The organism is Pseudomonas sp. PvP028 (genome assembly GCF_017832255.1).
GTDB lineage: Bacteria > Pseudomonadota > Gammaproteobacteria > Pseudomonadales > Pseudomonadaceae > Aquipseudomonas > Aquipseudomonas syringae.
In genome coordinates this window covers 2,788,480-2,807,449 of record NZ_JAFIBL010000001.1, presented here as the reverse complement: position 1 = coordinate 2,807,449, position 18,970 = coordinate 2,788,480, and the positions used below count along the sequence as shown (strand labels likewise).

At 59.6% G+C, this 18,970-nt stretch carries 18 protein-coding genes; 14 read left to right on the top strand and 4 right to left on the bottom strand.

Annotated features, from left to right (window positions below):
- Positions 1-227: 227 nt before the first annotated feature.
- The 9 genes from JOE34_RS12520 (at position 228) to pdeM (ending at position 10,926) form a co-directional block, all read left to right on the top strand.
- On the top strand, positions 228-1,274 hold the full coding sequence (locus JOE34_RS12520; protein ID WP_003402302.1) for a ligase-associated DNA damage response exonuclease: 1,047 nt from the start codon (positions 228-230) through the stop codon (positions 1,272-1,274).
- Positions 1,271-2,974, top strand: a complete 1,704-nt coding sequence (locus JOE34_RS12515; protein WP_209995837.1) for an ATP-dependent DNA ligase — start codon at positions 1,271-1,273, stop codon at positions 2,972-2,974. Before JOE34_RS12520 ends, JOE34_RS12515 begins: the two co-directional genes overlap by 4 nt.
- A gap of 343 nt (positions 2,975-3,317) precedes the next feature.
- The gene (locus JOE34_RS12510) at positions 3,318-4,100 is read left to right on the top strand and encodes a transporter substrate-binding domain-containing protein (RefSeq protein WP_004404158.1); all 783 of its coding nucleotides are present in this window, start codon (positions 3,318-3,320) and stop codon (positions 4,098-4,100) included.
- 77 nt (positions 4,101-4,177) lie between these two features.
- Entirely contained in the window at positions 4,178-4,906 is a 729-nt protein-coding gene (locus JOE34_RS12505) for an ABC transporter permease (protein ID WP_003363567.1), read from the top strand.
- The gene (locus tag JOE34_RS12500) at positions 4,903-5,613 is read left to right on the top strand and encodes an ABC transporter permease (protein ID WP_004404160.1); all 711 of its coding nucleotides are present in this window, start codon (positions 4,903-4,905) and stop codon (positions 5,611-5,613) included. Before JOE34_RS12505 ends, JOE34_RS12500 begins: the two co-directional genes overlap by 4 nt.
- Positions 5,614-5,625: 12 nt before the next feature.
- A complete protein-coding gene (locus JOE34_RS12495) occupies positions 5,626-6,744 on the top strand; it encodes a succinylglutamate desuccinylase/aspartoacylase family protein (protein WP_209995835.1) in 1,119 nt (372 codons plus the stop codon).
- 9 nt (positions 6,745-6,753) lie between these two features.
- On the top strand, positions 6,754-7,518 hold the full coding sequence (locus JOE34_RS12490) for an ATP-binding cassette domain-containing protein (protein ID WP_003412889.1): 765 nt from the start codon (positions 6,754-6,756) through the stop codon (positions 7,516-7,518).
- Positions 7,519-7,780: 262 nt separating this feature from the next.
- Positions 7,781-10,273 (top strand): ligase-associated DNA damage response DEXH box helicase, encoded by a 2,493-nt coding sequence (locus tag JOE34_RS12485; RefSeq protein ID WP_057445216.1) that lies wholly within the window; start codon positions 7,781-7,783, stop codon positions 10,271-10,273.
- The gene (pdeM, locus tag JOE34_RS12480) at positions 10,270-10,926 is read left to right on the top strand and encodes a ligase-associated DNA damage response endonuclease PdeM (RefSeq protein WP_209995833.1); all 657 of its coding nucleotides are present in this window, start codon (positions 10,270-10,272) and stop codon (positions 10,924-10,926) included. The genes JOE34_RS12485 and pdeM overlap by 4 nt, the downstream gene beginning before the upstream one ends.
- 65 nt (positions 10,927-10,991) lie before the next feature.
- Here the strand turns inward: pdeM and JOE34_RS12475 are convergent, their stop codons facing one another.
- Positions 10,992-11,210 carry a hypothetical protein gene (locus JOE34_RS12475; RefSeq protein ID WP_004404179.1) on the bottom strand — a complete coding sequence of 73 codons (219 nt, stop codon included), beginning with the start codon at positions 11,208-11,210 and terminating at the stop codon, positions 10,992-10,994.
- Between the two features lie 113 nt (positions 11,211-11,323).
- Positions 11,324-11,890, bottom strand: a complete 567-nt coding sequence (dcd, locus tag JOE34_RS12470; RefSeq protein ID WP_002554836.1) for a dCTP deaminase — start codon at positions 11,888-11,890, stop codon at positions 11,324-11,326.
- Positions 11,891-12,209: 319 nt separating this feature from the next.
- On the opposite strand from dcd, the gene JOE34_RS12465 reads away from it, so the two are divergent.
- Positions 12,210-12,419, top strand: coding sequence for a cold-shock protein (locus tag JOE34_RS12465; protein ID WP_002554837.1), 210 nt, complete (start codon positions 12,210-12,212; stop codon positions 12,417-12,419).
- A gap of 148 nt (positions 12,420-12,567) precedes the next feature.
- On the opposite strand, the gene apbC is transcribed toward JOE34_RS12465, so the two are convergent.
- Entirely contained in the window at positions 12,568-13,662 is a 1,095-nt protein-coding gene (apbC, locus tag JOE34_RS12460; protein ID WP_010421084.1) for an iron-sulfur cluster carrier protein ApbC, read from the bottom strand.
- 185 nt (positions 13,663-13,847) lie between these two features.
- Here apbC and metG point away from each other — a divergent pair, with 185 nt between their 5' ends.
- The 4 genes from metG to JOE34_RS12440 all read left to right on the top strand — a co-directional run bounded on the left by metG (position 13,848) and on the right by JOE34_RS12440 (position 17,824).
- On the top strand, positions 13,848-15,896 hold the full coding sequence (gene metG / locus JOE34_RS12455) for a methionine--tRNA ligase (RefSeq protein ID WP_010421080.1): 2,049 nt from the start codon (positions 13,848-13,850) through the stop codon (positions 15,894-15,896).
- A 128-nt stretch (positions 15,897-16,024) separates the two neighbouring features.
- Positions 16,025-16,900, top strand: a complete 876-nt coding sequence (rsxB, locus tag JOE34_RS12450; RefSeq protein WP_010421077.1) for an electron transport complex subunit RsxB — start codon at positions 16,025-16,027, stop codon at positions 16,898-16,900.
- Positions 16,897-17,535, top strand: coding sequence for an endonuclease III (nth, locus tag JOE34_RS12445; protein WP_003363585.1), 639 nt, complete (start codon positions 16,897-16,899; stop codon positions 17,533-17,535). Before rsxB ends, nth begins: the two co-directional genes overlap by 4 nt.
- A gap of 106 nt (positions 17,536-17,641) precedes the next feature.
- Complete coding sequence (locus JOE34_RS12440; protein ID WP_003363588.1) at positions 17,642-17,824, top strand: hypothetical protein; 183 nt, start codon at positions 17,642-17,644, stop codon at positions 17,822-17,824.
- Positions 17,825-17,976: 152 nt separating this feature from the next.
- Here JOE34_RS12440 and JOE34_RS12435 read toward each other — a convergent pair whose 3' ends face one another.
- Positions 17,977-18,603: a response regulator transcription factor gene (locus JOE34_RS12435; protein WP_002554843.1), complete on the bottom strand. Its 627-nt coding sequence runs from the start codon at positions 18,601-18,603 to the stop codon at positions 17,977-17,979.
- Positions 18,604-18,970: the final 367 nt, after the last annotated feature.

Here is an 18,970-nt window from a genome sequence, read left to right as displayed (position 1 = left end):
CCGAACCTCAATCCACCTGACATCGCAGAACCCCTGTGTGACGCGGAGCGTCACGAACTGCATTCCCACGCGCATGGGAACGATAGTCAGAGGCAAAAAGGTGACCTTGAGTCGAGCCCTGATTCACCTGCTGTCGCACCTCACGCTCCGCAGCGCTCACGCAAACTCCCCGAACTTCCAGATCCTTCCCGGCTCATAGCTAACAAGCCCATCCATACGGTTGCCCCATGGATCTTGTCGTTGCTCGCCCCGAAGGTTTGTACTGCCCACCTGGTGATTTCTATATCGATCCATGGCGTCCTGTCGAACGCGCCGTCATCACCCATGCGCATGGCGACCATGCCCGTACCGGCAATGAGCATTACCTGTCAGCCGCCAGTGGCGAAGGCATTCTGCGTTCGCGCCTTGGGCAGGACATCAACCTGCAGACCCTGGAATACGGCGAAACCATCACCCATCACGGCGTGAAGCTGAGCCTGCATCCGGCCGGGCATGTGCTGGGGTCGGCGCAGGTGCGACTGGAGTACCAAGGCGAGGTCTGGGTAGCTTCCGGCGACTACAAAGTCGAGCCGGACGGGACTTGTGCGGCCTTCGAGCCGGTGCGCTGCCATACTTTTATCACCGAATCGACCTTCGGCCTGCCGATCTATCGCTGGGCGCCGCAGGCGCAGATCTTCGAAGGCATCAACCAGTGGTGGCGTGCCAATGCAGCCCAGGGCAAGGCCAGCGTGTTGTTCGCTTACTCGTTCGGCAAAGCCCAGCGCATTTTGCACGGCATCGACGCGCAGATCGGACCGATTCTGGTCCACGGTGCCGTCGAGCCGCTGAACCGCGTGTATCGTGAAGGCGGTATCTATATTCCGGAAACCCAATACGCCGGCGATTTCAAAAAGACCGACCCCGCGCTGCGTCAGGCGTTGATTCTGGCTCCGCCTTCGGCAGGTGGCAGCAGCTGGATGAAGCGCTTCGGCGAATACAGCGATGCGTTTGCCAGCGGCTGGATGATGCTGCGCGGCACACGACGCCGGCGCGGTGTGGATCGCGGTTTTGTGCTGTCCGATCACGCCGACTGGCCAGGCTTGCTATGGGCTGTTGAACAGACCGGCGCCGAACGCGTCATGGTGACCCACGGTTCGGTCGGCATACTGGTGCGCTACCTGCGAGAACTGGGCCTGGATGCACAGGGCTTCAGCACCGAATACGGCGATGAGGAAGACAGCAACCCGGCAGCCGGCGAACCCGAGGCGGCAGGCACGGGTGAGGCTCAGTCATGAAAGCCTTCGCTGAACTCTACGCACAGCTGGACGCGACCACGTCAAGCAACGCCAAACTCGCCGCAATGCGCGACTACTTCGAAAAGGCGGCAGCAGAGGACGCAGCCTGGGCAGTGTACTTTCTGTCAGGCGGACGCCCACGACAGTTGGTGCCTACCCGTGTACTGCGCGAACAGGCAATGACCCTGGCAAGTCTGCCGGAATGGCTGTTCGAAGAGAGCTATCAGGCAGTCGGTGACCTGGCGGAAACCCTGTCGCTGTTGCTGCCCCAGGCCGACCACAGTAATGACGAAGGCCTGGCCACCTGGATGGAAGACAAGCTGTTGCCATTGCGCGGTCTGCCGCCTGAAGAACTCGCCGAGCGGCTGCCGCTGTTCTGGTCGCAGCTGGACCGCAGCAGTCTGATGGTCTGCATCAAGCTGATCACCGGCAGCTTCCGCGTCGGCGTGTCCAAGCTGCTGGTCACCCGTGCGTTGGCGGCGTTGGCGGACATCGACAGCAAACGTGTCGCACAACGATTGGTGGGCTACACCGACCTGTCGCACCGGCCCAGCGCCGAACGCTATTTGAAGCTGATCGCGCCTGAATCCGAAGACGAGCACGCCCAACGCGGCGGCCAGCCCTACCCGTTTTTTCTCGCCCACTCGCTGCAACAGCCCGCCGATCAGTTCGAGGCGTTGCTCGGTCCGGCGCAGAACTGGCAGGTGGAATGGAAGTGGGACGGTATTCGCGCGCAACTGGTCAAACGTGACGGGCGCTTGTGGATCTGGTCGCGCGGCGAGGAGCTGGTAACCGACCGTTTTCCGGAGTTGCACAGACTGGTGCAGTGCCTGCCGGACGGTACGGTGATCGACGGCGAAATCGTGGTCTGGAAAGCCCCCGATGCGAACCCCGATGCCGATGCGGAGTTTGCCTTGAACAGCGATGCTCCTGTGGCTGCGCCTTCGGTTCAGCCGTTCGCCCTGCTGCAACAGCGCATAGGCCGAAAGACGCTGGGCAAAAAGATTCTTGCCGACGTTCCGGTCGTGGTGCTGGCCTATGACCTGCTGGAGTGGCAAGGCGATGACTGGCGCAGTCGCCCGCAACATGAGCGCCGCTCGCAACTGGAAGCTCTGATCGAAACCTGCCAGAGCGAGGTGCTGATGCCCTCCCCGGTGCTCACCGGCAAGGATTGGCTCGACCTGGCCACCCAGCGCGAAGCCTCGCGCAGCCTGGGCGTCGAGGGCATGATGCTCAAGGCTCGCGACTCGCTGTACGGCGTCGGTCGCACCAAGGACATGGGGGTGTGGTGGAAATGGAAAATCGACCCGTTCAGCGTCGACGCCGTGCTGATTTACGCGCAACGCGGTCACGGACGACGCGCCAGTCTGTACAGCGACTACACCTTTGCGGTGTGGGACGGCCCGCCCGAAGCCAGTGAGCGCACGTTGGTGCCATTCGCCAAGGCCTACTCGGGGCTGACCGATGAAGAAATGCGCAAGGTCGACGCCATCGTTCGCAAGACAACGGTGGAGAAATTCGGGCCGGTCAGCAGCGTCACTCCGACGCTGGTGTTCGAACTGGGCTTTGAAGGTATCGCCCTGTCCAAGCGTCACAAGAGCGGCATCGCGGTGCGTTTCCCGCGGATGCTGCGCTGGCGGCAGGACAAGCCGGTCGCCGAAGCCGACAGTCTGGCGACGCTGCAAGACCTGCTGAACTAGAGCACCAAAAGGGCGCATGGCAAATACCGTGCACCTTTTTGAAACACCAACAGGCAAATCATCCTGATCGTTTGTAGGAAACTTCCTGATTCGTTACCAATCTTCCGCTCTGTCTCACCTGACAAAGCTCCCTGCGTAGTACCGGGCGATGAACACCAACCCTGTAAGCGCGCATGGGCGGCCAATTGCCAGCCGTTTATACGAAATAGCGACAACGCCTTACATTTCAAACGCACGTTCGTTCCTCTGGTTCGGAAATTGCTACCCAATGCCTATCTGGCACTTGCCGGTAGCACGCTTCGCGTATTCCCAACGCCCCATTTAAGGTTTTAAGGACTGAACAATGAAAAAAGCATGGCTGACTCTTTCTGCACTGGCTCTGTGCATCGCCGCCGGTAACACCATGGCCAAGGAATACAAGGAACTGCGCTTTGGCGTCGATCCATCCTACGCACCGTTCGAATCAAAAGCGGCCGATGGCAGCCTGGTCGGCTTCGATATCGATCTGGGCAATGCGATCTGCAAAGAGCTGAAAGTCACCTGCAAATGGGTCGAAAGCGACTTCGACGGCATGATCCCCGGCCTCAAGGCACGCAAATTCGACGGCGTCATTTCCTCGATGACCGTGACCCCTGCTCGCGAAAAAGTCATCGACTTCTCCAACGAACTGTTCTCCGGCCCGACCTCGCTGGTGTTCAAGAAAGGTGCAGGCTTTACCGCCGACCCGGCCAGCCTGAAAGGCAAGACCGTGGGCTATGAGCAAGGCACCATCCAGGAAGCCTACGCCAAGGCCGTACTGGACAAGGCAGGTATTTCCACCAAGGCCTATGCCAACCAGGACCAGGTTTACTCCGACCTGACCTCCGGTCGTCTCGACGCCTCGATCCAGGACATGCTGCAGGCCGAACTGGGCTTCCTGAAATCGCCGGCCGGTGCTGACTACGAAGTCAGCAAGCCTATCGACAGCGAACTGCTGCCAGCCAAAACCGCCATCGGCATTGCCCAGGGCAACAAGGAACTCAAGGCGCTGCTGGATAAAGGCATCAAGGCGATGCACGACGACGGCACCTACGCTGAAATCCAGAAAAAACACTTTGGCGACCTGAACCTCTACAGCGGTAAATAACACCCCGACGCCCATCGATTTCGGCGATCATTCGTCGCCCGATCGGTGGGCGTTTTTGTTGGTAACAAGGCCTATCCATGCTCGATGCACTCATGCAAAACCTGGGACTCTCGGCATTCAGCCTGAAGGGCTTTGGCCCGCTGTTGCTGGAAGGCACCTGGATGACCGTCAAACTGGCTGTGCTGTCGCTTGCTCTGAGCATTTTGCTCGGACTGATCGGGGCCAGCGCCAAACTGTCGAGTTCCGCGCTACTGCGCGTGCCGGCGCAAATTTACACGACACTGATCCGTGGTGTTCCGGACCTGGTGTTGATGCTGCTGATTTTCTACAGCTTGCAAACCTGGCTCACCATGCTGACCGACGCGATGGAATGGGAATACATCGAGATCAACCCGTTCGGCGCAGGCGTTATCACGCTGGGCTTCATCTATGGTGCGTACTTCACAGAGACGTTTCGCGGCGCGATTCTGTCCGTGCCTCGCGGTCAGGTGGAGGCAGCGACGGCCTATGGACTGAAACGCGGTCAGCGCTTTCGTTACGTCGTGTTCCCGCAGATGATGCGTTACGCGCTGCCGGGGATTGGTAACAACTGGCAGGTGCTGCTCAAGGCGACTGCGCTGGTATCGATCATCGGTCTGGCTGATCTGGTCAAGGCGTCACAGGATGCGGGCAAGAGCACCTATCAGCTGTTCTACTTTCTGGTGCTGGCGGCACTGATTTACCTGCTGATCACCAGCGCCTCGAACTTCGCCCTGCGTTGGGCTGAGCGGTATTACGCCGCAGGCAGCCGGGAGGCACAGCGATGATCGAACTGCTGCAGGAATACTGGAAACCCTTCCTTTATACGGATGGCGTCAACGTGACCGGCCTGGCGATGACCATGTGGCTGCTCAGCGCCTCCATCGTCATCGGCTTCTGCGTGTCGATCCCGCTGTCGATTGCGCGGGTGTCGGGAAAACGCTGGGTGCGCTGGCCGGTGCAGTTCTACACCTACCTGTTTCGCGGTACGCCTCTCTATATACAGCTGCTGATCTGCTACACCGGCATTTACAGCCTTGCCGCGGTGCGTGAACAGCCGATGCTCGATGCGTTCTTTCGCGATGCGATGAACTGCACGATCCTGGCCTTCACCCTGAACACCTGCGCCTACACCACGGAGATCTTTGCCGGGGCGATCCGCAGCATGGCCCACGGCGAAGTCGAAGCGGCCAAGGCCTACGGCCTGACCGGCTGGAAGCTTTATGCCTACGTGATCATGCCGTCGGTGCTGCGCCGTTCACTGCCGTATTACAGCAACGAAGTGATCCTGATGCTGCACTCGACCACTGTGGCCTTTACCGCCACGGTGCCGGACATCCTGAAAGTGGCGCGGGATGCCAACTCCGCCACTTTCATGACCTTCCAGTCCTTCGGTATCGCCGCCGTCATGTACCTGACCGTGACGTTCATTCTGGTCGGGCTGTTCCGCCTTGCCGAACGCCGCTGGCTGGCCTTTCTCGGCCCGGCCCATTAATCAGGACTGAACATGCGCCATCACCCCCATGACTTGCTGTCGCCAGTGCCCGGCACTGGCCGGCAAATCCACAGCTTTCATTACGGGCCGCAAAACGGCGCCGGCAAAGTCTATATTCAGGCGTCGCTGCATGCCGACGAGCTACCGGGCATGCTGGTGGCCTGGTACCTGAAGCAGCGTCTGGCCGAACTGGAAAACGCCGGGCGACTGCTGGGCGAAATCGTTGTGGTGCCCGTCGCCAACCCGATCGGTCTGGAACAGGTGCTGATGGACACCCCGCTGGGCCGCTACGAGCTGGAAAGCGGCCAGAACTTCAATCGCGGGTTCAGCGACCTCTGCACTCAGGTCGGTGATGACATCGAAGCCCGACTGACTAACGACGCAGAGCACAACTGCGCGCTGGTAAGGGACAGCCTGCTGGCGGCGCTGAATGCCGTACCGGCGACCACACAGCTGCATTCGTTGCGCCTGACCCTGCAGCGCCTGGCCTGCGATGCCGACATGGTGCTGGACCTGCACTGTGATTTCGAGTCGGTCGAGCACCTGTACACCACGCCCGAAGCCTGGCCGAAAGTCGAACCGTTATCACGCTACCTGGGGGCGCAAGCCAGCCTGCTGGCGACCGACTCAGGCGGGCAGTCGTTCGATGAGTGCTTCACGCTGGTCTGGTGGCAATTGCAGCAACGCTTTGGCGAGCGCTTTCCGATTCCCATGGGCAGCTTTTCGGTGACCCTGGAGCTGCGCGGGCAAGGCGATGTCAACCATGCGCTGGCCAGCCGCGACTGCCAGGCGATCATTCATTACCTGATCGATGCCGGCATGATTGACGGCGATCTGCAGCCGCTGCCCGAACTGCTCTACCCCGCTACGCCACTGGCAGCGGTCGAACCGGTGGCTACGCCGGTCGGCGGCCTGCTGGTGTTCTGCGCGATGCCCGGCGAACACGTCGAGGCCGGCCAACTGATTGCCGAGGTCATCGATCCGATCAGCGACACCGTGACCTGCATCCATGCCCTCAACGCAGGCCTGCTGTATGCGCGTTCCCTGCGCCGCATGGCGACTGCCGGCATGGTCATTGCGCACATCGCCGGCACCCATGCCTATCGCAGCGGCTATCTACTTTCTCCTTGAGGACCTGTCATGTACAAACTGACCATCGATGGCCTGCACAAAAGCTATGGCGACAATCACGTGCTCAAAGGCGTATCGCTCAAGGCCAGCAGCGGTGACGTCATCTGTCTGATCGGCGCCAGTGGCTCCGGCAAGAGCACCTTTTTGCGCTGCATCAACTTTCTCGAACAGCCCAGTGACGGGGCGATGAGCCTGGATGGCAAGCAAGTACGCATGGTCAGCGACAAGGACGGTATGCGCGTTGCCGACCCGGATGAGCTGCAGCGTATCCGTACGCGGCTGGCGATGGTGTTTCAGCACTTCAACCTGTGGGCGCACATGACCGTGCTGGAAAACATCACCATGGCGCCGCGCCGGGTCCTGGGCGTGCCCAAGGCCGAAGCCGAAGCTCGCGCGCGCAAATACCTGGAAAAGGTCGGCCTGCCTGAGCGTGTCGCCGATCAGTACCCCGCGTTTCTTTCCGGTGGCCAGCAACAGCGCGTGGCCATCGCCCGTGCGCTGGCGATGGAGCCGGAAATCATGCTCTTCGACGAACCGACATCCGCGCTGGACCCGGAGCTGGTCGGTGAAGTGCTGAAGGTCATTCAGGGCCTGGCTGAAGAAGGCCGGACGATGATTCTGGTCACCCACGAAATGGGTTTCGCGCGCAAGGTGGCGAGCCAGGTGGTGTTCCTGCACCAGGGCCAGATCGAAGAATCCGGCCACCCGGACGAAGTCCTCAACAACCCGAAAAGCGAGCGTTTGCAGCAGTTCTTGAGCGGCAATCTGAAGTAGCACGGATTGCTGCGTACACACGTCTCGATCCCCCTCAAATCTCGTTCCCACGCTCAAGCGTGGAAGACGCTCTACGTCATCAAGAGGACGCAGAGCGTCCAGAACGGCATGCCGACGCGGAGCATCGGCACGATAGTCATGGTGGTATCCCTGGTATCGGCACGATAGGCAATCCAGGAACGATCAGCCACATAACCATTTAAAACTATTACCCTTTCTCTGCTGTCTCTGACTTAACGCCACTCAGAGCACACTCAAACGGATGAGCAGACCCACCGATTTCGCTCGACGATGGTTTCTCGCCCGAGGCTGGAAGCCCTTTGCGTTCCAGAAAGAGGTCTGGGCGGCGGTGAAGAATGGCGAGTCCGGTTTGCTGCATGCCAGCACCGGCTCGGGCAAGACCTACGCCGTATGGTTCGCCGCGCTCAACCGCTTCGCCAAAGCCAATACGCTCACCGCTGACAACAAACCCCGCAAACGCAAACCGCCTGCCGAACCGCTGAGTGTCCTGTGGATCACGCCCATGCGCGCCCTGGCCGCCGATACCGCCCGCGCCCTTGAGGCGCCACTGGCCGAACTGGACATCCCGTGGTCGGTCGGCTTGCGCACTGGCGATACCAGCGGCAGCGAACGCGCCCGGCAGAGTCGGCGGCTGCCCTCTGCCTTGATCACCACCCCTGAAAGCCTGACGCTGCTGCTGACCCGTGCCGACGCTCAGGTCGCCTTGTCGACACTGAAGATGGTGGTGGTGGACGAATGGCACGAGCTGATCGGCAACAAGCGCGGCGTGCAGTTGCAACTGGCCCTTGCCCGCCTGAGGCGCTGGAATCCGCAACTGATCGTGTGGGGCATTTCCGCGACGCTGGGTAATCAGCAACACGCGCAGCAGGTACTGATCGGCGACGGCGGCGTGACCGTGCAAGGCAAGATCGTCAAGGACTTGCAGGTCGATACGCTGTTGCCGCCGTCCATCGAACGCTTCCCGTGGGCCGGGCACATGGGCCTGCGCATGTTGCCGCAGGTCGTGGCCGAGGTGGAAAGCAGCGCGAGCTGTCTGGTGTTCACCAACACCCGGGCGCAGTCGGAAATCTGGTATCAGGCGTTACTGGAAGCCCGCCCCGACTGGGCCGGGCTGATTGCCCTGCACCATGGGTCGCTGGCCCGAGAGGTCCGCGACTGGGTCGAGCGCGCGTTGAAGGAAGGCGCACTCAAGGCCGTGGTATGTACCTCCAGCCTGGACCTGGGCGTGGACTTTCTGCCGGTCGAGCGCGTGTTGCAAATCGGCTCGCCCAAAGGTGTCGCACGCCTGATGCAGCGCGCCGGGCGCTCGGGCCACGCACCGGGTCGCCCTTCGCGCGTGACATTGGTGCCGACCCACAGCCTGGAGCTGGTCGAAGCCGCTGCCGCCCACGACGCCGTCGAAGCACGGATGATCGAACCCCGCGAATCACCGCACCAACCGCTGGACGTGCTGGTCCAGCACCTGGTCAGCATCGCCCTGGGCGGTGGCTTCCGTCCCGATGAGCTGCTGGCCGAAGTACGCAGCGCCTGGGCTTACCACGACCTCAGCGACGGGCAATGGCAATGGGCGCTGGCGTTTGTCCGCAACGGCGGCCACTCGCTGACCGCCTACCCTGATTACCGCCGTGCCGAACCCGACGAGGACGGCGTCTGGCGTGTCCCCGATGCGCGTCTTGCCAGACGCCACCGCATGAGCGTGGGGACCATCGTCAGCGAGGCCACCGTCAACCTGAAATACTGGAAAAAAGGCGGCGGTGGTGGCTCGCTGGGCAGCGTCGAAGAAGGCTTCATCGCCAGACTCAAACCCGGTGATGGCTTTCTGTTCGGCGGACGCTTGCTGGAGCTGGTTCGAGTGGAAAACATGACGGCCTACGTCAAGCGCGCGACCGGCAAGAAAGCCGCCGTACCACGCTGGAATGGTGGTCGAATGCCCCTGTCCAGCGAACTGGCGGATGCCGTGGTGGAGAAGTTCGATGCCGCTGCGCGGGGCGAATTCAACAGCCCGGAAATGCTCGCCATCAAACCCCTGCTGGAAGTGCAGCAGCAGTGGTCAGGGCTGCCACGACGCGACACATTGCTGGCCGAAACACTCAGGTCCCGGGAAGGCTGGCACCTGTTCCTCTACCCGTTCGCCGGCCGCCACGTGCATCTGGGGCTGGGCAGCCTGCTGGCCTGGCGCCTGAGCCGGCATCAGCCGCTGACCTTTTCCATCGCCGTCAACGACTACGGGCTGGAGCTGCTCAGCGCCAGCGAGATCGACTGGGCGCAGACATTGCAGGCTGAACTGTTCAGCGAAACGGATCTGTTAGCCGATATTATCGCCAGCCTGAACGCTGGCGAACTGGCCCTGCGGCGCTTTAGGGAAATCGCGCGCATCTCCGGACTGGTGTTTTCCGGCTACCCTGGCGCGGCCAAGAGCAATCGTCAGCTGCAGGCATCCAGCGGGCTGTTCTTCGAGGTGTTCAAGCAATACGACGCTGACAACATGCTGCTGACCCAGGCCGAACAGGAAGTCCTGCGTCAGGAACTGGACCTGCAACGTCTGGAACTGACGTTGCGCCAGATCAACAGCCGCACGCTGGACCTGCACGCAATAAAACGCGCGACCCCGCTGGCCTTTCCGTTGCTGGTCGAACGCTTTCGCGAAAGCCTCAGTTCGGAGAAACTTGCCGACCGCATCGCGCGCATGGTCCGCGACCTGGAGAAAGCCGCTGGCCCGGAGCCTGAACAATGACCCCATATCTGGCTGTCACACTGGCAGGAGAAGAGCTGTGGCTGCTGGCCGACAAGGCCATTTACTACCCCGCCGAACGATCCTTGCTGATTGCCGATGCGCACTTTGGCAAGGCGGCCGCCTATCGCAAGCTCGGCCAACCGGTGCCACACGGCACTACACAGGCGAATCTGCGCCGCCTGGACAGCCTTTTGAATGCCTATCCCTGCGATCATCTGATTTTTCTGGGCGATTTCCTGCACGCGCCGGAATCTCACGCGGTCAGCACGCTGGCGACGCTGCAACAATGGCGGGCAGAGCGTTCGACACTACGCATCACACTGATCCGCGGCAACCATGACAAACGAGCCGGCGATCCGCCCGCCTCTCTGGGCATTGATGTGGTCCCCGAGCCCTTGGCACTCGGGCCATTTGCCCTGCAGCACGAGCCCGATCCGCACCCTGACCTGCACGTACTGGCCGGGCACGTTCACCCGGTGTATCGACTACACGGGCGCGGCCGGCAAAGCTTGCGGCTGGCGTGCTTTTACCTCGGCCGGCAAGTCAGTCTGCTGCCAGCCTTCGGCGAGTTCACGGGCGGTTTTCAGATTCGCCCCGCACCGGACAGTACGATCTACGTGACCGGCGGTGATGCCGTGTGGCGAGTGGCGTAGCGTCGCCGGTCGCCACATACAAAACTGCCCGCTGCTCACGAGAACAGCAGGCAGTTTTCTGATAATCAGGCCACAGGTGCAGGTGGCGGCTCGTCAGGAACAGTAGGCCCGCCTGGCTCGGTTGGCTGAAACGGAGTATCGCGGCCTGGATCACCCGGGATCCCGCCACCGACCATGTTCAGCTCCGGGCTGAGATCGGAATGAGCCATCAACGACCAGGCGAGCAACCCGATCTCGTTAAGCGGAGATTGAACCTGTTCAGAGATTTTGAAAGTAGTCTTCATAGGGCACTCCAGATCAAAGGCTTTCGCACGTAATGAATTATGCGAAAGCATGTGAACAGATAGAGTGCGTAATAGAGTATTAATTCAATTCCACTAGTCAGCTGGAGCGCAAATCAGGTACGCGGCAGGGTGACGCCACGCTGCCCCTGGTACTTGCCACCCCGATCCTTATAGGACACTTCACACTCCTCATCGGACTCAAGGAACAGCATCTGCGCCACGCCTTCGTTGGCGTAGATCTTGGCCGGCAGTGTGGTGGTGTTGGAAAACTCCAGCGTTACATGGCCTTCCCACTCAGGCTCGAGCGGCGTGACATTGACGATGATGCCGCAGCGCGCGTAGGTGCTCTTGCCCAGGCAGATGGTCAGAACGTTACGCGGAATGCGGAAATATTCGACGGTGCGCGCCAGTGCAAACGAGTTGGGCGGGATGATGCACACGTCGCTCTTGATATCGACGAAGCTTTTTTCATCGAAGTTTTTCGGATCGACTGTGGCCGAATTGATGTTGGTGAAGACCTTGAATTCGTCGGCGCAACGCACGTCGTAGCCATAACTGGACACCCCGAAAGAGATCACCCGATCAGCGCCTTCGCCACGTACCTGGCGCTCTACGAAGGGCTCGATCATCCCGTGTTCCTGCGCCATGCGGCGAATCCACTTGTCCGATTTGATGCTCATGGCGGTGTCCTGAATAGCGAGGTGAAAAAGATATCCGGCATCTTACCGGGCTGAGGCCGAGGGTTCAAAGGCAACAGATCGCGAGTTCGCGTGACCGGCCGGGCTGTTTCGCTGCGAATGGAAATAATCATCAACAGACCATTGGCACGTTCGGAAAAAAGGGTTAAGGTGGCGTCACTGTGTTGCTTGTGTCACTGAGAATCTCTACACGATGTTGAATTTCGATCCAACCATCTCCATGAATTTTCCAGCTCTTTGCACTCAGTCTCGGCCAGGGCTCTTCCTACGCCGCAGTTAACTTTGTCCAAGGAGATATACTATGTCCAATCGCCAAACTGGTACCGTTAAGTGGTTCAACGATGAAAAAGGCTTCGGCTTCATCACTCCACAATCCGGTGATGACCTGTTCGTGCACTTCAAAGCTATCCAATCCGACGGCTTCAAAAGCCTGAAAGAAGGCCAACAGGTTTCTTTCATCGCTACCCGCGGTCAGAAAGGCATGCAAGCTGAAGAAGTTCAAGTTATCTAACTTGTACTGATTCGCTTAAAAACCCCGCCCTCAAAAGCGGGGTTTTTTATTGCCCGCTTTTTGACCTCTCGCTGGCTGAACACCCGCTGCACGCCTGACCAGAACGAGAGAAGCACAGCACCTCCCCCGCCCGATCATCACCATCCAATCAGTCGTCGCTTACCGAAATCGTCGGCATGGCTGGACTTGCAGCTTCCTGCAACACGATCCGCGCACCGACGTGACGTGCCAGCTCCTGATACACCATCGCAATCTGACTCTCCGGCTCGGCAATCGCCGTAGGCTTGCCGCCATCTGCCTGCTCGCGAATCAGCATCGACAGCGGCAGTGACGCCAGCAGCTCGACATCATACTGCGTCGCCAGCTTCGCGCCGCCACCTTCACCGAACAGATGCTCGGCATGGCCGCAGCTGGAGCAGATGTGCACCGCCATGTTTTCCACCACGCCCAGTACCGGAATGTTGACCTTGCGGAACATCTCGACACCCTTTTTCGCATCCAGCAAAGCCAGATCCTGTGGCGTGGTGACAATCACGGCCCCCGCCACCGGGACTTTCTGCGCGAGCGTCAACTGGATATCACCGGTGCCGGGCGGCATGTCGATGACCAGATAGTCCAAGTCATTCCAGGCAGTCTGCGTGACCAATTGCAGCAAAGCCCCCGACACCATCGGTCCGCGCCAGACCATCGGTGTGTTGTCGTCGGTCAAAAAAGCCATCGACATCACCTCGATGCCATGCGCCTCGACCGGCACGAACCACTTCTGGTCCTTGATCTTCGGCCGCGTGCCTTCGGGAATACCGAACATCACCCCTTGGCTCGGCCCATAGATATCGGCATCGAGGATACCGACGCGAGCGCCTTCGCGAGACAGCGCCAAGGCCAGATTGGCGGCGGTCGTGGACTTGCCGACACCGCCCTTGCCGGACGCGACGGCGACAATGTTTTTCACATTGGCAAGCCCCGGAATCTGGCTCTGGGCCTTGTGCGCGCTGATTACGCTGCTGATGGCGACGGTGGCCGAACTGACGCCGTCCAGATTCTCGATGGCGGTTTTCAGCACGTGCGCCCAGCCGTTCTTGAACAGGTCGGCGGCATAGCCCAATTCGAGTTGCACGCTGACCTGTGCCCCCTGAATATCGATGGACCGGACGCAACCGGCAGTGACCGGATCCTGATTCAGATAGGGGTCGGTGTACTGGCGAAGAATCGTCTCCACCGCTGCGCGATTGACTGCGCTCATGGGCTTACTCCGTAAAAAGACTGACTGGAACAGCCGACTATCGTACCTGTTCTGCCAGCAGCCCACATGATTTCACTAAACCGCGCCCAACCATTCAGGAGCATTCCCACAACCGCACGGGTGAAAAAAATCGTTCAGACCTTTATAGTGGCCGGTCTCCGTTTCACTTCAAGTAGCCGAGCCCCATGTCCGAGCCACGCAAGATTCTCGTTACCAGCGCCCTGCCCTATGCCAATGGTTCCATTCACCTTGGCCACATGCTCGAGTACATCCAGACCGACATGTGGGTGCGTTTTCAGAAGCACCGCGGCAATCAATGCATCTATGTCTGCGCGGACGACGCCCATGGCTCGGCAATCATGCTGCGCGCCGAAAAGGAAGGCATTACGCCAGAGCAACTGATCGCCAACGTCAAGGCCGAACACAGCGCCGACTTTGCCGACTTCCTGGTGGACTTCGATAATTTCCACTCGACGCACTCTGACGAGAACCGCGAACTGTCGAGCATGATCTACAAGCGTCTGCGCGATGCGGGTCATATCGCGACGCGCTCGGTTACCCAGTACTTCGACCCGGAAAAGAAAATGTTCCTGGCCGACCGCTTCATCAAGGGCACCTGCCCGAAATGCGCGGCCGAGGATCAGTACGGCGACAACTGTGAAAAGTGCGGCGCCACCTATGCCCCGACGGATCTGAAAGACCCCAAGTCGGCGATTTCCGGTGCCACGCCGGTGCTCAAGGACTCGAAGCACTTCTTCTTCGACCTTCCCGCATTCGACGCCATGCTCAAGAGCTGGACGCGCAGCGGCACCCTGCAGGACGCCGTTGCCAACAAGATCGCCGAATGGCTGGACAGTGGCCTGCAGCAGTGGGACATCTCCCGCGATGCGCCCTATTTCGGCTTTGAAATTCCCGACGAGCCAGGCAAATACTTCTACGTGTGGCTTGATGCGCCGATCGGCTACATGGCCAGCTTCAAGAACCTGTGTGCGCGTCGTCCAGACCTGGACTTCAATGCGTACTGGGGAAAGGGCGCGACCACCGAGCTCTATCACTTCATCGGCAAGGACATCGTCAACTTCCACGCTCTGTTCTGGCCTGCCATGCTGGAAGGCGCTGACTTGCGCACGCCGACCGGCATCAACGTCCACGGCTACCTGACCGTCAATGGCCAGAAAATGTCGAAATCGCGTGGCACCTTTATCAAGGCGCGCACCTACCTCGACCACCTGCCGCCCGAGTACCTGCGCTATTACTACGCATCCAAGCTGGGCCGTGGCGTCGACGACCTCGATCTGAACCTCGAAGACTTCGTGCAAAAGGTCAACTCCGACCTGATCGGCAAGGTTGTCAACATTGCCAGCCGTTGCGCCGGGTTCATTCACAAGGGCAACGCCGGTGTGATGGTCGAAGCCAATGCCGCGCCCGAACTGACCGACGCGTTCCTGGCGGCTGCACCCAGCATTGCCGACGCCTACGAAGCCCGCGACTTCGCCCGCGCCATGCGCGAGACCATGGCCCTGGCGGACCGCGCCAATGCCTACATCGCGGAAAAAGCGCCATGGGCGCTGGCCAAACAGGAAGGCAGGCAGGATGAAGTCCAGGCCGTCTGTGCGCTGGGCATCAACCTGTTCCGCCAACTGGTGATTTTCCTCAAGCCGGTCCTGCCCAATCTGGCCGCCGATGCAGAAAAATTCCTCAACGTCGAACCACTGACCTGGGAAGACCACAAGATCTTGCTGACCAATCATCAGCTCAACCCTTTCTCGGCGCTGATGACCCGTATCGACCCGGTCAAGGTCGAGGCCATGGCCACTGCCTCCAAGGAAGACCTGACCGCTACCGACTCGTCGGCGGACACCGCGCCTGCCGGTAATGGCGAACTCGCCAAAGACCCGCTGTCGGCGGAAATCGACTTTGACGCCTTTGCCGCCATCGACCTGCGCGTCGCGCTGATTCTCAAGGCCGAACACGTGGAGGGTGCCGACAAGCTGCTGCGCCTGACTCTGGACATCGGCGACGAGCAGCGCAATGTCTTTTCCGGCATCAAGAGCGCATACCCGAACCCGTCCGAACTCGAAGGCCGTCTGACCATGATGATCGCCAACCTCAAGCCGCGAAAAATGCGTTTCGGCATTTCGCAGGGCATGGTGATGGCGGCAGGCCCCGGCGGTGAGGAGATCTATCTGCTCAGCCCCGACAGCGGTGCCAAGCCAGGCCAGCGCATCAAGTAAAAAACGCAAGGCCCGGTATCTTGCCATCAGGCAGATACCGGGCCTTTACGCATTCGCAAGCTCCCTGATCTGTCCGATAATGCTGCTCTCCGGATAGACAGAACACCTGTTGGTCACCTGGCAAGACCATGACTGAATTGATTCGCCTGCTTCCCGACGTGGACCTCATCCGCAGTATCGACGCCCTTCTGCCGCAGACTCAGTGCGGCAAGTGCGGCCATCCCGGCTGCAAGCCCTACGCCGAAGGCATCGCTGGCGGCGAAGCCATCAACAAGTGCCCCCCGGGCGGCGACGAAACGATAGCCCAGCTGGCCGAACTGCTGTCTGTTCCGGCCCTGACACTGGATATGCAACGCGGCACTGCACCTGCACAGGTTGCCTTCATTCGCGAAGCAGAGTGCATCGGTTGTACCAAATGCATTCAGGCCTGCCCCGTGGATGCCATTCTCGGCGCATCCAGGCTGATGCACACCGTGATTATCGATGAGTGCACAGGCTGTGATCTGTGCGTTGCGCCGTGCCCGGTGGATTGTATTGAAATGCATCCGCTGCCACTGGCAACGGTCACGCCCATCGTCGGCGGTCTGGCCCCTACCCCTGAGCTGCAGGAGGCGCGGCAGCGCAAGCGTAGTCATGCCCGAATGCGTTTCGAGGCACGAAATGCACGCCTGCACCGGGAGCAGCAAAAGCGGCTGGCAGAGCGCCTTGCGCGGTCGCAGCGCGTTGAATCCGCTCGGGACGTGTTGCCTCGATCCGCCGTTGCACTCGCCCGGAACGACAAGCCTGCCGGACCGGATGAGGCCTTGAAAAAAGCCCGAATTGCGCTGGCCATGAGCCGCGCGCAACTCAACAAGTCGCTCAAGGCGTTTGGTCACCCCCCCATTGCGGAGCAGGCCGCCAGGCTTGTGGAATTGCAGCGCGAATACGAAGCTGCCGAGCAGACACTTGCAGCACTTCTGCCACCCCCCGCACAGGCTAATTCCGAGGAAAAGCTCCGCCCATGAATGCCGCAAAACGCCAGGAAATCTTTCGCAGGCTGCATGAGGACAATCCGGACCCAAAAACCGAATTGGCTTACACCACGCCTTTTGAACTGTTGATAGCCGTCATCCTTTCCGCCCAGGCCACCGACGTAAGCGTCAACAAGGCGACTGCCAGGCTTTACCCGGTAGCCAACACACCACAGGCCATTTACGAACTGGGTGTAGAGGGGCTCTCCGAGTACATCAAGACAATCGGCCTCTACAACAGCAAAGCCAAAAACGTGATTGAAACCTGCCGCATGCTGGTGGAGCTGCACAACGGTGAAGTACCGCAAACCCGGGAAGCACTCGAGGCGCTGCCGGGCGTCGGGCGCAAAACCGCCAACGTGGTGCTCAACACCGCTTTCCGCCAGATCGCGATGGCGGTAGATACGCATATCTTCCGCGTCAGCAACCGCACAGGCATCGCGCCAGGGAAAAATGTAGTGGAGGTGGAAAGGCAACTGATGAAATTTGTGCCGAAAAACTACCTGCTCGACGCTCATCACTGGCTGATTCTGCACGGGCGCTACGTTTGCCAGGCCCGTAAACCGCGGTGCGGCAGTTGCCGTATAGAAGATCTGTGCGATTACAAGGCAAAAACATCCGACGATTGAGCCATACAGATCATTGCTGCCTTGCCGATTGAAAAAATCTTTTTTACCCACCTTTGGATTGTCGATATAAGAAGCGCCAGAGAGCACAAGCCCTGGAGTCGACTTCATGAGCACTGACAACGAACAACTGGACGTAGACGACGACCTCGTCTCCGTCGACACGGACGACACAGAACCAGTGACTGTCGAGCCGGCGAAGACCAACCTGAGCAAGCGACGCACCATCGACAACCTGCTTGAAGAGCGGCGTTTGCAGAAGCAGTTGGCTGATTACGACTTCGATTTCTAGACAGCCCTGAAATCGCACTGACTTGCTCGATCAGGGCATTTGAAGCCTCTCCAGAAGAGGCTTCAATACGTGATCAATACGGAAAATGAATGTTCGATAGCCGACCTGCACGACCGGGTATCAGCCACGCCCCCTTTTAAACAGTGCCTTATTCATACCAGCCCGTTACGCTGCGCGAGCTCGATCAGATCGACCAGAGAATGTGCGTTGAGCTTGAGCAACAAACGCGTTTTATAGGTGCTGACGGTCTTGTTGCTCAAAAACATGCCGTCTGCAATTTCCTTGTTGGTCTTGCCTCGGGCCAACTGCTGCAAAACCATCATCTCCCTGCCGGAAAGTCGGTCAACCATGTCCGACTCACTCGCGTTGCCCATACTGGAGCGAACAGTGTGCAACGCCTGGTTGGGAAAGTAGCTGTACCCTGACAGTACCGCCTTGATGGCACTTAGAAGCTCGGTCAGATCCTGCTGCTTGCAGACATAGCCGGCGGCCCCGGCCTGCATGCAGCGCATGGAGAAGTGGCCCGGCGCCTGAGAGGTGAGGATCAGAACCTTGAATGGCAACGTCATGGCTGACAGACGGGCGATTACCTCCAGTCCGTCGAGCTTGGGGATACCGATATCAAGAATGACGATATCCGGGAGGTGCTCACGCGCCAGTTGCAGCGCATCCACACCGTTGTCAGTCTCCGCGATGACCTCATAGCCATGACGCTCCATCAGCATGCGTACAGCAAGGCGAATGACGGGATGATCATCCACGATCAGCACTTTATTCATGGGCAGTCCATTTTTCGCTATTCGAATTTTCAGAGCCAGCACAATAACTTAGTCGTTTACTGCTTTGCATGGCGCTCACCCTTGTGGACTGACAGCCAAAGACCATTCCTACAATTACAGCAGAAACTTCCTACAATACTTGGCAGGAACGTACATTTTTTATTAATTCTCACAGAGCCTTCCTTTTCGGAACCTGGTGAATATTGTTGCTGATCGCCGCAGCACAAGCATCGCAGCATCAGTAGATAAATGCGTACAACAGGCGGCCGCCGAACGCTTACATTCAAAAATGTGACCCTGTTGCACCTGTTAACCGTATTGCCAGAGCATTCCTGCATCAGTGTCACGAACCGACTCGATACATGGC

Bases quoted from the DNA above. Each gene is read 5' to 3' on its own strand.
- metG (WP_010421080.1), top strand. From the start codon at position 13,848: ATGTCCGAGCCACGCAAGATTCTCGTTACCAGCGCCCTGCCCTATGCC.
- JOE34_RS12515 (WP_209995837.1), top strand. From the start codon at position 1,271: ATGAAAGCCTTCGCTGAACTCTACGCACAGCTGGACGCGACCACGTCA.
- JOE34_RS12510 (WP_004404158.1), top strand. From the start codon at position 3,318: ATGAAAAAAGCATGGCTGACTCTTTCTGCACTGGCTCTGTGCATCGCC.
- JOE34_RS12440 (WP_003363588.1), top strand. From the start codon at position 17,642: ATGAGCACTGACAACGAACAACTGGACGTAGACGACGACCTCGTCTCC.
- JOE34_RS12435 (WP_002554843.1), bottom strand. From the start codon at position 18,603: ATGAATAAAGTGCTGATCGTGGATGATCATCCCGTCATTCGCCTTGCT.
- apbC (WP_010421084.1), bottom strand. From the start codon at position 13,662: ATGAGCGCAGTCAATCGCGCAGCGGTGGAGACGATTCTTCGCCAGTAC.
- JOE34_RS12495 (WP_209995835.1), top strand. From the start codon at position 5,626: ATGCGCCATCACCCCCATGACTTGCTGTCGCCAGTGCCCGGCACTGGC.
- JOE34_RS12520 (WP_003402302.1), top strand. From the start codon at position 228: ATGGATCTTGTCGTTGCTCGCCCCGAAGGTTTGTACTGCCCACCTGGT.
- rsxB (WP_010421077.1), top strand. From the start codon at position 16,025: ATGACTGAATTGATTCGCCTGCTTCCCGACGTGGACCTCATCCGCAGT.
- pdeM (WP_209995833.1), top strand. From the start codon at position 10,270: ATGACCCCATATCTGGCTGTCACACTGGCAGGAGAAGAGCTGTGGCTG.
- JOE34_RS12465 (WP_002554837.1), top strand. From the start codon at position 12,210: ATGTCCAATCGCCAAACTGGTACCGTTAAGTGGTTCAACGATGAAAAA.
- JOE34_RS12505 (WP_003363567.1), top strand. From the start codon at position 4,178: ATGCTCGATGCACTCATGCAAAACCTGGGACTCTCGGCATTCAGCCTG.
- JOE34_RS12490 (WP_003412889.1), top strand. From the start codon at position 6,754: ATGTACAAACTGACCATCGATGGCCTGCACAAAAGCTATGGCGACAAT.
- dcd (WP_002554836.1), bottom strand. From the start codon at position 11,890: ATGAGCATCAAATCGGACAAGTGGATTCGCCGCATGGCGCAGGAACAC.
- JOE34_RS12500 (WP_004404160.1), top strand. From the start codon at position 4,903: ATGATCGAACTGCTGCAGGAATACTGGAAACCCTTCCTTTATACGGAT.
- JOE34_RS12475 (WP_004404179.1), bottom strand. From the start codon at position 11,210: ATGAAGACTACTTTCAAAATCTCTGAACAGGTTCAATCTCCGCTTAAC.
- JOE34_RS12485 (WP_057445216.1), top strand. From the start codon at position 7,781: ATGAGCAGACCCACCGATTTCGCTCGACGATGGTTTCTCGCCCGAGGC.
- nth (WP_003363585.1), top strand. From the start codon at position 16,897: ATGAATGCCGCAAAACGCCAGGAAATCTTTCGCAGGCTGCATGAGGAC.